Consider the following 10,980-nt stretch of genomic DNA (forward strand, 5'->3'; position numbering starts at 1 on the left):
CCGGTACGTCTCTGGCCCGGGAAGCCAGCAGGCCTCAGCCGGGTGGAGTCGGTAGGCCTCGGGCCGGGTGGAGCCGGTACGTCTCTGGCCCAGGGAGCCAGCAGGCCTCAGCCGGGTGGAGTCGGTAGGCCTCGGGCCCGGCGGAGCCAGCACAGCTCTGGCCCGGCGGAGCCAGTTCGCCTTCGGCCCGGCTAGCCCGTACGTATCAGGTCCGGTAGAGCCAGGCCAGGACCGCCTCCACCGAAACGGCCTGCGCCACCTGCGCCGGCACCGGCGGCCGGCGTACGACCAGGACCGGGATCCCGGCCTCGCGGGCGGCGGTGAGCTTCGGGGACGTCGCGTCGCCGCCGCTGTCCTTGGTGACCAGCACGTCGATCCGGTGGCGGGCCAGCAGCTCCCGTTCCTCGGCCAGCCCGAACGGGCCGCGTGCCAGCAGGACTTCCGTGCGCGGCGGCATCGGCGCGGCCGGCGGATCGACGGAACGCACCAGGAACCACGTGTCGGTGAGGTGCGCGAAGGCGTGCAGCCCCATCCGGCCCGTGGTCAGGAACGCCCGGCCGCCCAGCGACGGCAGGACGGCGGCCGCGCCGGCGAGGGAGTCGGCGAACGTCCAGTCGTCGCCCGGCCCGGGCGTCCAGCCGGGACGGCGCAGCGCCAGCAGCGGGACGCCCGTGAGCACCTGCGCCTCCGACGCGTTGAAGCTCATCCGCTCCGCGAAGGGGTGGGTGGCGTCGACGACGTGCGTGACGTCGTGGCCGACGATCCAGCCCGCGAGGCCCGCGACGCCGCCGAAACCGCCGATCCGGGTCTCGCCCGGCGGAAGCACGGGCGCGGCGACCCGGCCCGCGAGCGAGGTCGTCACCCGGTACGAGGTCCCGCGCGCCAGCGCCTCCGCCAGGCGGCGGGCCTCCGTCGTACCGCCCAGGATCAGGACGTGCCGACCGCCGGCGTCCGCCCCGGGCACCTCAGCAGACATGCCGGTCGCGCTCGGGCGAGTACAGGTGGCTGTCGCGGAACTGCTCGGCGCCCAGGGTCCGGCCCACCACGATCACCGCCGTGCGCACCAGGCCCGCCGCCTTCACCTGCTCCGCGATGTCGCTCAGCGTCCCGCGCAGGATCAGCTCGTCGGGGCGGCTGGCCATCGCCACCACCGCCACCGGGCACTCGGCGCCGTAGTGGGGCAGCAGTTCGTCCACGACCCGGTCGACGTACCGGGTGGCCAGGTGCAGCACCAGCAGCGCACCGCTGCGGCCGAGCGTGGCCAGGTCCTCGCCGGGCGGCATCGGCGTGGCCTGCTGGGCGATGCGGGTCAGGATCACGGTCTGGCCGACGGTCGGGACGGTCAGCTCCCGCTTCAGCGCGGCCGCCGCGGCGGCGAAGGCCGGCACGCCCGGGACGACCTCGTAGGGGATGCCGGCCGCGTCGAGGCGCCGCATCTGCTCGGCCACCGCGCTGAAGATCGACGGGTCGCCCGAGTGCAGCCGCGCCACGTCCAGGCCCGCCGCGTGGGCGCGTACGCACTCGGCGACGATCTCGTCCAGGTTGAGCTGCGAGGTGTCCACCAGCCGGGCGTCCGCCGGGCATTCGGCGAGCAGCTCGCGCGGGACGAGGCTGCCCGCGTAGAGGCAGACCGGGGCGGCGGCCAGGGTCCGGGCGCCGCGCACGGTGATCAGGTCGGCGGCGCCGGGGCCCGCGCCGATGAAGTACACGGTCATTCTCGATCTCCTTGTGTCTTCGTGACCGACCACTGGGTGACCGGCATCGCCTGCCGCCAGCCCGTGAATCCGCCGACCGGCACCGCGTGCGCGACGGCCAGCTTCACCAGTTCGCCGCCGTGGCGCCGGTAGCGGTCGGCGAGGACCGCCTCCGACTCCAGCGTGACCGTGTTGACCACCAGCCGGCCGCCCGGTGCCAGGGCCGCCCAGGCCGCGTCCAGCAGGCCCGGAGCGGTCAGGCCGCCGCCGATGAACACCGCGTCGGGTGCCGGGAGTCCGGCCAGGGCGTCCGGCGCCGCGCCGACGACCACGCGCAGACCGGGTACGCCGAGTGCGTGCGCGTTGCGGCTGATGCGGCCCGCGCGCTCCGGGACGCGTTCGACGGCCACCGCGCGGCAGGAGGGGTGCGTACGCATCCACTCGATGCCGATCGAACCGGAGCCGCCGCCGATGTCCCACAGCAGCTCGCCGGGGGCCGGGGCGAGCGCGCACAGGGTCGCGGCGCGCACGTGGCGCTTGGTGAGCTGGCCGTCGTGCTCGTACGCGGTGTCGGGCAGGCCGGGGGTCGCGCCGAGCCGGGGCACCGGGGCCGCGGGGTCGCGGCGGCAGTCGACGGCGACGACGTTGAGGGGGTCGCCGGGGGCGTGGTCCCAGTCGCGCGCGGTGCCCTCGTACGCGTCCTCCCGCTCGGAGCCGAGCTGTTCGAGCACCCGCATCCGGCTCGGGCCGAAGCCCCGCTCTCGAAGCAGAGCAGCGATCTCGTCCGGGGTCGGTGCTCCGGCGCTGAGCACCAGGATTCGCCGCCGCTCGTGCAGCGCGGCCGCGAGCCGCGCCACCGGGCGGCCGACCACCGTCACCACCTCCGTGTCCTCCACCGGCCAGCCCAGGCGGGCGCACGCGTACGACACGGAGGAGGGGTGCGGGAGGACCCGCAGGGCGTCCGGGCCCAGCTCCTCGGACAGCGCGCGGCCGATGCCGTAGAACATCGGGTCCCCGCTGGCCAGTACGGCGATGCGGCGCCCCGCGTGCTCGGCCATCAGCTTCGGCACGGCCGGCCGCAGCGGGCTCGGCCAGGCGACGCGCAGCCCGGCGCAGTCCGCGCGCGGCAGCAGGTCCAGCTGCCGGGGGCCGCCGATCAGCACCTCGGCCGAGGTCAGCGCGGACCGCGCGCCGGCGGTGAGCCCGGCCCAGCCGTCGGCGCCGACGCCGACGACCGTCACCGGTACGGGGGGTGCTGCGGAGCTCACTGCGCGGTACCTCGGGGAACGGGAGAAGGGGACTGCGGGGGATGGACCCGCAGCTTAGCGGGGCGCAGTCCCGGCTCCAGTGCCAGGGTGACCACGACCGACGCGGCCGCCAGCACGGTGATGGCCGCCGCCGGCGAGGTGTACTGCGCCACCGCCCCGGCGAGCGCCGCGCACGCCCCCTGCGCCGTCAGCATCCCGGCCGAATGCAGCCCAAGGGCCTGCCCCTGCGTCCCCTCGGGCAGCAGCGGTACGAGGCGCTCCTGCATCAGCAGCCCGGCGGCGTAGCCGGTGGACGCCAGCGCGACGGCGGCCGTCGCGGCGACGGGACCCGGTTCCAGGGCGAACACCAGGTACGGGACGGCGAGCAGCAGCCGCAGCGGCGCCGCCAGCCGGGTCCGCAGCCGCTCGGGCAGCCAGCGGCCCGCGACGGTGTCCCCGACGAGCATGCCGGCGGCGGCACAGCCGAAGAGCAGCCCGGCGTGCGCGGGGTCGTACGGGACGAAGAGCGACTCGCAGCCGACGATCAGGCCGTTCGGGATCCACAGGGCGAGGTACAGGGTCCGGCGGGCCGGGTGGGACAGCAACAGGGCGTTGACCCGCCACGTTTCGGCGGGGGACGGCCTGCCGCCGGCCCGGGGCGCGCGGCGGCGCAGCCCGAGGCGGACCGTCAGCGCGGCGGCCAGCCCGAGCCCGGCCGACACCAGCAGGACCCCGCGCGGGGACAGCGCGCCGAGCAGCACCCCGCCGGCGGCGAAGCCGGCGACCTGGGTGACGCCTGCGGCGACGGCGAGCAGCGACCGGCCGAGGAGGTAGTCCCCGGGCGGCAGGATCTCGGTGAGCAGCCCGTAACGGACGCCGCCGGACAGGGAGTCGGCGAGCCCCTGCCCGAGCAGCACCGCGAACACCGCCCACAGCGGGAGCCCGGGGGCCGCGAGCAGGGCGGTGCCGGCGGCGGCGAGGGCGGCGAGCCCCGCCAGCGCGGCCCGCGGGGGCAGCCGGTCGGCGGCGGCCATCAGCAGGGTGGCGCCGAGGACCTGGGCGAGGGAGGGGCCGAACATGGCCAGGGCGGAGAGCAGGGGGCTGCGGGTGCGGCCGTAGACGAGGACCCCGAGGGCGAGGCCGCCGGTGGTGGACGCGCCGACGCGCAGGGCGGCGGCGGCGAAGAAGGGGGTGAACTCGGGGACGCGGACGGCGAGCGAGCGGTAGCTGCGTGACATGCGCGGAGTCTGCGCCGCGCCGGCCGCGACCCCCCAGAGTTTCGCCCCCACCCGAAACCCCGGCTCCGTGCGCCGCCGGGGCGGGCCGCCGCGCCCCGTCCGGGTACCGGGTGTGCGCCCCCGCGCGGCCTGCGCACCGCCTGCCGCTGGGGGCCCTGCGGGGCTGTCCCCTACCCGCCCTTCCACCGTTCCCGCCTCGATCGCCGGCGCGGCTCCCCAGGAGGGACCGGAGCTCCACCCCGAGCCCGCGCGGGGCTCCGCCCCCGGCGGGCGGTGGGGCTGGGGGGTGTCCTCGCCCGCGGTGCCGACCGGCAGGGGGAAGGAGCAGACCCCGGCCTCCTGCTCGGCCGGCAGGTTCCGGTGCCGCCGGCCCCGGGCGGGCACGGACGCGGCGAAGCAGGCCCGGTTCTCCAGCTCGAAGGCGAGGAGCGCGGTGCGTGATCGGCAGCCTGTACGGGTTCACCGTCACCGGCGGGGACGCGGCTCGCCGGCCGCCCGGGGCCGGCCTGCCTCCGCCGCGCCGGCGAGCCTTCGGTCCGTGACCCCCACCCGGCCCCCGTCCCGCGGGCAGGGCATGATCGAGGCGGCGTCCCGGAGGGGCCGGGCGGCCGGGTGGGGAAGGGGTGGCGGCCGTGGGGTGGTGGCGCATCGACACCGACGCGCTCGCCCGCAGCCGCTTCCTGGTGTCCCCCCTCGCCGAGACCACCGCCGCCCTCATGGCCCTGGAGCGCCGCACCCACGCCCACCCCGCCGAGCGGGCCTGGCTCGCGGACCGGCTCCCGCACTACCGGGCCCACCTCGCCGCCGAGCCCCTCACCGCCGCCCTGGTGCGCGCCGCACTCGGCCGGCTGTGGATCGCCGGGTTCCTGACGCCGACGCCCCACCAGGACGGCCGCGCCTTCGCCGAGGAGGTGGCCGCCGTACGGGCCGCCCCGGACGCGGTGGTCCGTACCGACCTGCGCGCCGCCACCGGCCGGCTCCCCGAGGCCCTCGACCGGGCGCGCGGCCTCGGCCCGAGGACGGCCGGACTGCTGGAGTGGGTCTGGGAGGAAGCCGTACGCCCCGACTGGGAGCGGCGCCGCCGGGTCGCGGAGGCGGACATCCTGGTCCGCACCCGCCAGCTCGGCCAGGGCGGCTGGGCGGCCGCCCTGACGGGGATACGGCCCGGCATGGCCTGGCTCGGCGAGGGGCGGCTGCGCGTCAACCTCCAGCAGCGCCGGCCGCGTGAACTGACGGCGGAGGCCGGGCTGGTCTTCGTACCGGTGACGCACGCGCACGGCTGGGTCTCCTGGACCGGTACGCACCGGCACGCGCTCGTGTATCCCTGCGCGGGCCAGCTCACCCAGCAGGGGTCCGGGCCGGCCGCCCCGCAGGCGCTCGTGCGGCTGCTGGGGCCGGTGCGGGCGCGGGTGCTGGTGCTGCTGGAGAGCCCGAAGTCCACCACCCAGCTGGTGGCGCTGACGGGGCTCAGCCTGGGCGCGGTGGCCGGACAGCTGAAGGTGCTGCTCGCCGCGGGCCTGATCCTGCGGCGGCGCACGGGCCGTACCGTGCTCTACAGCCGGGTCGCGGCCGGGGACGTCCTGGTGTCGGCGGCGGGGACGCCTGAGTAGGGTGGGGCCGCGACCGCCCGAGGAGGCTGCTGTGACCGGCTGGAACGCCACCCGCATCCCGGACCAGAGCGGCGGGACCGCCGTCGTCACCGGCGCCAACAGCGGCATCGGCTACGTCACCGCCCGCGAACTCGCCCGGCACGGCGCGAGCGTCGTCCTGGCCTGCCGCAGCGCCGCGCGCGGCCGGGACGCCGTGAGCCGGCTGCGGCGCGAAGTCGCCTCCTGCGACGTCCGGTTCCTCGAACTGGACCTCGCCGATCTGTCCTCCGTACGGCAGTTCGCGCGGGACCTCGCCCGGCACCGCCCTGCGCTCGACCTGCTGGTCAACAACGCCGGGGTGATGGCCCTGCCCTACGGCCGTACCGCCGACGGGTTCGAGACCCAGTTCGGCGTCAACCACCTCGGCCACTTCGCCCTCACCGGACTGCTGCTGCCGAGGCTGCTCGCGGCTGCCCCCGGGGCCCGGATCGTCAACGTGTCCAGCGTCTTGCACGTGCTGGGCCGCCCCGGCCCCTCCTTCGAGGGGTCCGAGCGGGACTACCGCCGCTGGACCGCCTACGGCCGCTCCAAGTCGGCCAACCTCCTCTTCACCCACGCACTGGCCCGCCGCTTCACCGCCGCCGGTTCGGCGATCACCGCCGCCGCCGCGCACCCCGGCTACGCCTCCACCAACCTGCACGCGGGCGCCTCCCGCCCGGAGGGCCGCGGCCTCGCGGCGCGCGTCATGGCGTTGGGCAACGGCGTGCTCGCGCAACCCGCCGCGGCGGGCGCCCTGCCCACGCTCTACGCGGCCACCGCGCCGGGGGTCCGGCAGGACGAGTTCTTCGGGCCGAGGCTCGGCTGGCGGGGCGCGCCGGTACGCTCCTGGCGGGCCCGGTGGACCCTGGACGACGCGGCCGGGGAGCGGCTGTGGTCCACCTCGGAGAAGCTCACGGGCGTCACGTTCCCACCCTTGGCGCCCTGAGGCGGCGAACGGAGGAAAGGTACCCCCGGGGGGTATCGCGCTGCCTGTCCCGGCCTCGGCCCCCGGCGACGCGCGCCGCTGACCCTGCTGTGCAGGAGGCCGGCGTGCGGCTGTAGGCCTGATGGCGCTGGCGCGACCCTTGAATGCCATCCTCGGATGTACCCCTCGACCCCAACCCAAGGATCGCTAGCTTGGGTTCATGCCGAGCAATCAGAAGCCCCACCTCATCCCGACCGGCAAGTGCTGGTGCGGCTGCGGGAAGGACGTCGGCCTGGGCAAGTTCTTCGCCGCCGGCCGCGACAAGATCGCCGAAGCAGCGCTCATGGCCCTCAAGTACGACGGGTCCGTCGCCCAACTGCTCCACGCTCACGGCTTCGGCTCGCACCATTCCGTCCGCCACGCCGCCGTCACCGATCCGGACTGCTCGTGGGAGAAGTGCGTCGACTGCAACTACAGCGGCGCCCCGGCCAGCATCGCCGGCCACCGCAAGAAGGATCACCCCGACCGGCATGCCCTCGCCCAGGCGATTCGCGCCCTTGGTGGCACCTGGGATCCGCAGCGTGCCATCAAGGCTCTGGGCGACCACGGTCACACGTGGGAAGACCAACGGGCAGCGGAGAAGCGGGTCCGGCAGATCTTGCGCGACCTGTGCGCGGACGGGCTCATCGTCAGAACTGACCCTCGACGAGCTGTCTACGACCTCGTTCAGGGGTAGAGCCGGGGACGGTTCAGCCCTCGGAGACGGGAGTGCAGGCGTCGGCCCCGCCCCGTCAGTCTTCGGCGCGGTCCTCGGTGTCCTGGGCGAGGTAGCGGGTGGACTCGTCGCCGAGGACGTCGACGAGCCGGTGCAGCAGGGCAGCCCGGCGGTGCTCACGACGGTCTTTTTCGGCGGCTGGTGTGCGGGCTGTGCTGCAACGACGGCGTGGACGAGATGGGGCGCCCGACCGCGCTGACAACGGTCAGGCGGTCGTCGAACGGCATCCGGGTCCCGTCCCTGAGCTCAAGCAGTTGGTCATCGCGCTCCGCGCAGGCCGGCGGGGCGGCGCGGGCACGCTTCTTCGACCATGCAGGCCGCTCCGCCGACAGAGACGGCTTGGCCCATGAGCCCCCGGCCGCCCGGCCGTTTCGCGCGCCCCTGGCTATTCCGGCCGCCCCCTGCCGTCCCGCGCGCCCCCGGGCGCCCCGGGCGCATCGTGTGCGCCCCCGGCACGCCCCGTCGCGCACCCGTCCGCCCCGGACGGGACCTGACCCGCGCCGCCCCCGCGGCCGGACACTCGTCCCATGGACGACACTCCGGACAACCACTCAGAATCCCCCGGGGACCACGCCGTGGTCCTCGGGGCCGGCCTGGCCGGGCTGCTGACGGCCCGGGTCCTGGCGGACCGGTTCGCCCGCGTCACCGTCGTCGAACGGGACGATCTGTCCCCGCACGGCCCGGAGTTCCGCCCCGGCCTGCCGCAGTCCCGGCACGCGCACGTGCTGTGGTCGCGCGGTATCGAGCTGATGGAGCGGCTGCTCCCCGGCACCACCGCCGAGCTGACGGCCGCCGGAGCCGCCCTGCTGGAGTCCCCGCGCGACTTCCTGTGGCTGAGCCCCGCCGACTGGTTCCGGCGCGTGCCCGGAGCGGGGATGCTGATCGGCAGCCGGGAACTGCTCGACTGGACGCTGCGCCGCGCCGTCCTGCGCGACGGCCGCATCCGGATACTGGGGGGCCGCCTCGCGACCGGGCTCGTCGGCGGGACGGACCGCCGCTCGGTGGCCGGCGTGACCCTGCGCGACGGAGGCCGCATCGCCGCGGCGCTCGTGGTCGACGCCACCGGCCGCACCTCCAAGGCCCCCGCCTGGCTGGCCGCCCTCGGCTACCCCGCCCCGGCCGTCACCCGCTACGACTCCCACCTCGGCTACTCCAGCCGCCCGTACGCCGTCCCCAAGGCCGCCCCGGACGGGAGCCCGGAGCGCCGCTGGCACGGGATGTACGTACAGGGCCGCCCCGACAGCCCCCGCGGGGGAGTGCTGGTGCCGCTGGAAGGGGACCGCTGGCTGGTCACCCTGATCGGCAACGGCGAGCACGCCCCGCCCACCACGGACCCGGAGTTCCTTGCGTTCACCCGCACCCTGCGCAGCCCCGCTCTCCATGACGCCATCCGCGACGCCGAGCCACTGGCCCCGCCCACCGGTTTCCGGGCGACCGCCAACGAGTGGCGCCACTACGAGCGCATGGACCGCTGGCCCGAGGGTTTCCTCGTCATGGGTGACGCGGCGTGCCGCTTCAACCCGGTCTACGGGCACGGGATGACCGTCGCCGCCCTCACCGCCCAGGCCCTGGACGAGGCCCTCGCCGGCCTCACCGCCGCGCGGATCCCGGCCCAGGCGCGACGCGTCCAGCGGCACACCGTCACCGCGGCCTCCGTCGCCTGGCAGATCGCCACCAGCGAGGACCTGCGCTACCCGGGCACCGAGGGCCCGCCGTCCGACCGGGCGACCCGCGTCCTTCAGGCGTACATGTCCCGCGTCATGGCGGGCGCCAATGCCGACCCGGAGATCTCCGCCGCGTTCTTCGGAGTCCTGTCCCTCTCCGCCCCGCCGAACACCCTCCTCGCCCCCGGCACGATGCTCCGCGTCCTGTCGAAGTGGCGCCTGCCGACCGCACCCCGGACCACCGCCGACTACCCGCCCCACCACACGTCGTAGGAGGGTGATGGAGATCATCTCCGCTTGACCTCAAGCGCAGTCGAGGTCCTACGGTCTCCCCATGGCCCGCACCGAGGTGCGGGACCCGCACCGATGGATCCGGAGGGGACACGACATGACGACCCAGCAGATCTCCGACGCCGAACTCGCCGGACAGCCCGCGGCCTACTGGAGTGGTGTCGCCTACGAGGCCCTCATCGCGTTCACCCGGGCACGGCAGGCCGAAAAGGGCTACACCCAGCCCCAGTTCTGGCTGCTGCGCAACCTCTCGGTGAACGACATCTCCCCCGACGGCGCGGGCATGACCCTGCCCGAGCTGCGCGCGGCCATGGCCCTCTACCTCCGAGCCGAGGACGACCTGGCGGCCGAGGCCGAAGTGCTGCTGGAACGCGGGTGGCTGCGCCGCGACACCGAGGACCGGCTGTGGCTCACCGAGGAGGGGGAACAGGCCCGCGTCGACCTCGCCCGCAACGCCCCCGCCATCCGCGCCGCCCTCCACGAGGGCATCGACGACGCGGACTACGTCACCACCCTGAAGGTCCTCCAGCGCCTGATCCACAACGCGACCGGCCCGTCCGCCTGACGCCCGCCGTCTGCCGCCCGCAGCCTGAGGCCCGGCGGGCCAGGGGCGGCCTAGCCGCGGATGGCCCGCTCGTACAGATTGCGGATGTCCTCGCCGAAGGAACTGCTGTACGACGTCACCTCGTCCCCGCCTCCGTCGCGGCCGCCGATCACCCCGATCAGGGTGTTCGCTGCGGTCAGGACGGGGCCGCCGCTGGTGCCGTTGGGCACGTCCGCGCAGTCCAGCCGCAGCTGCGTGGGTCCGGCGGCTACCGCTGTGTTGGCGCAACCGAGCGGCTGCTCGGCGTCGTTCGGGTAGCCCACCAGCCGGGCCGGGGCGGGCAGCTGCTGGCCGAAGCGGATGGCCTGCGCCCCCGTGGCGTCCTCCAGCCGCTGCCCCGGATGCCCGGGCCGGCGCACCCGGAGGAACGCCACGTCGTAGTCCGGGTCCGAGGACCGCACCCACCGCGGGTCGACCTCGATCCGCGTCGGCACCCACACCCCGAACGGCGCCTTCCCCTCCGCGTACCCGGGCACGAAGGCCAGGTTGGTGCGGAACCCGCCCGCGTACACGCAGTGCGCGGCGGTGACGACGAGGTCACCGTCGGGGGAGTGCACGACGCTGCCCGAGCAGTGGTGCTCGTCGTCCCAGTCCGTGCCGGGGGAGAACAGTGCCCCGATCGCCGGCTCGGGCTCGGCGGTCCGCGCCTCCAGCGGCTCGGAGACCCGCCACGGCACCTCGGCCCGCAGACCCCGCTCCCCGCCGCCCTCGGCCAGCTTCTCCAGCACCGCTCCGGCGGCCTCGTCGGCCAGCCGGGCGTCCTGCGCGTAACTTCCGCGGGCGGCGTCCCCGTCGGCGACGGTGCCGAACCGCCCCACGCCGAAGGCCACCCCGGCGGCCACGAGCGCACAGCAGACACCGGCCAGCACGCAGACCCGCACGGCCTTGCCCGTCATCCACCGCTCCCTGAAGGT

10 protein-coding genes are annotated in these 10,980 nt (G+C 75.8%); 5 read left to right on the top strand and 5 right to left on the bottom strand.

Features of this window, described 5'->3' with window-relative positions; translation table 11 throughout:
* Window positions 1–205: 205 nt before the first annotated feature.
* Genes ACZ501_RS33910 through ACZ501_RS33925 form a run of 4 tightly spaced genes read right to left on the bottom strand, consistent with a single transcriptional unit; the run spans window position 206 to window position 4,179 of the window.
* Window positions 206–976, bottom strand: coding sequence for a cobalt-precorrin-6A reductase (locus ACZ501_RS33910; RefSeq protein WP_468800449.1), 771 nt, complete (start codon window positions 974–976; stop codon window positions 206–208).
* Window positions 966–1,715, bottom strand: a complete 750-nt coding sequence (gene cobM, locus ACZ501_RS33915) for a precorrin-4 C(11)-methyltransferase (RefSeq protein WP_362462649.1) — start codon at window positions 1,713–1,715, stop codon at window positions 966–968. Before cobM ends, ACZ501_RS33910 begins: the two co-directional genes overlap by 11 nt.
* Window positions 1,712–2,962, bottom strand: coding sequence for a precorrin-6y C5,15-methyltransferase (decarboxylating) subunit CbiE (cbiE, locus tag ACZ501_RS33920; protein WP_468800452.1), 1,251 nt, complete (start codon window positions 2,960–2,962; stop codon window positions 1,712–1,714). Before cbiE ends, cobM begins: the two co-directional genes overlap by 4 nt.
* On the bottom strand, window positions 2,959–4,179 hold the full coding sequence (locus ACZ501_RS33925; RefSeq protein ID WP_468800454.1) for an MFS transporter: 1,221 nt from the start codon (window positions 4,177–4,179) through the stop codon (window positions 2,959–2,961). The genes cbiE and ACZ501_RS33925 overlap by 4 nt, the downstream gene beginning before the upstream one ends.
* 632 nt (window positions 4,180–4,811) lie before the next feature.
* On the opposite strand from ACZ501_RS33925, the gene ACZ501_RS33930 reads away from it, so the two are divergent.
* The 5 genes from ACZ501_RS33930 (at window position 4,812) to ACZ501_RS33950 (ending at window position 10,027) form a co-directional block, all read left to right on the top strand.
* A complete protein-coding gene (locus ACZ501_RS33930) occupies window positions 4,812–5,789 on the top strand; it encodes a transcriptional regulator (protein WP_468800457.1) in 978 nt (325 codons plus the stop codon).
* A gap of 31 nt (window positions 5,790–5,820) precedes the next feature.
* Window positions 5,821–6,753, top strand: a complete 933-nt coding sequence (locus tag ACZ501_RS33935) for an oxidoreductase (RefSeq protein WP_468800461.1) — start codon at window positions 5,821–5,823, stop codon at window positions 6,751–6,753.
* A 199-nt stretch (window positions 6,754–6,952) separates the two neighbouring features.
* The gene (locus ACZ501_RS33940; RefSeq protein ID WP_468800463.1) at window positions 6,953–7,468 is read left to right on the top strand and encodes a hypothetical protein; all 516 of its coding nucleotides are present in this window, start codon (window positions 6,953–6,955) and stop codon (window positions 7,466–7,468) included.
* Window positions 7,469–8,034: 566 nt separating this feature from the next.
* Window positions 8,035–9,444 carry an FAD-dependent oxidoreductase gene (locus ACZ501_RS33945; protein ID WP_468800466.1) on the top strand — a complete coding sequence of 470 codons (1,410 nt, stop codon included), beginning with the start codon at window positions 8,035–8,037 and terminating at the stop codon, window positions 9,442–9,444.
* A gap of 115 nt (window positions 9,445–9,559) precedes the next feature.
* The gene (locus ACZ501_RS33950; RefSeq protein ID WP_468800468.1) at window positions 9,560–10,027 is read left to right on the top strand and encodes a MarR family transcriptional regulator; all 468 of its coding nucleotides are present in this window, start codon (window positions 9,560–9,562) and stop codon (window positions 10,025–10,027) included.
* Between the two features lie 50 nt (window positions 10,028–10,077).
* Here ACZ501_RS33950 and ACZ501_RS33955 read toward each other — a convergent pair whose 3' ends face one another.
* Complete coding sequence (locus ACZ501_RS33955) at window positions 10,078–10,962, bottom strand: trypsin-like serine peptidase (RefSeq protein WP_468800471.1); 885 nt, start codon at window positions 10,960–10,962, stop codon at window positions 10,078–10,080.
* Window positions 10,963–10,980: the final 18 nt, after the last annotated feature.

Source organism: Streptomyces sp. NPDC034085, assembly GCF_055575555.1.

Excerpts from the sequence above, each read along its gene's own strand:
- ACZ501_RS33910 (WP_468800449.1), bottom strand. The coding sequence starts at position 976 with ATGTCTGCTGAGGTGCCCGGGGCGGACGCCGGCGGTCGGCACGTCCTG.
- cobM (WP_362462649.1), bottom strand. The coding sequence starts at position 1,715 with ATGACCGTGTACTTCATCGGCGCGGGCCCCGGCGCCGCCGACCTGATC.
- ACZ501_RS33925 (WP_468800454.1), bottom strand. The coding sequence starts at position 4,179 with ATGTCACGCAGCTACCGCTCGCTCGCCGTCCGCGTCCCCGAGTTCACC.
- ACZ501_RS33940 (WP_468800463.1), top strand. The coding sequence starts at position 6,953 with ATGCCGAGCAATCAGAAGCCCCACCTCATCCCGACCGGCAAGTGCTGG.
- ACZ501_RS33945 (WP_468800466.1), top strand. The coding sequence starts at position 8,035 with ATGGACGACACTCCGGACAACCACTCAGAATCCCCCGGGGACCACGCC.
- ACZ501_RS33950 (WP_468800468.1), top strand. The coding sequence starts at position 9,560 with ATGACGACCCAGCAGATCTCCGACGCCGAACTCGCCGGACAGCCCGCG.
- ACZ501_RS33955 (WP_468800471.1), bottom strand. The coding sequence starts at position 10,962 with ATGACGGGCAAGGCCGTGCGGGTCTGCGTGCTGGCCGGTGTCTGCTGT.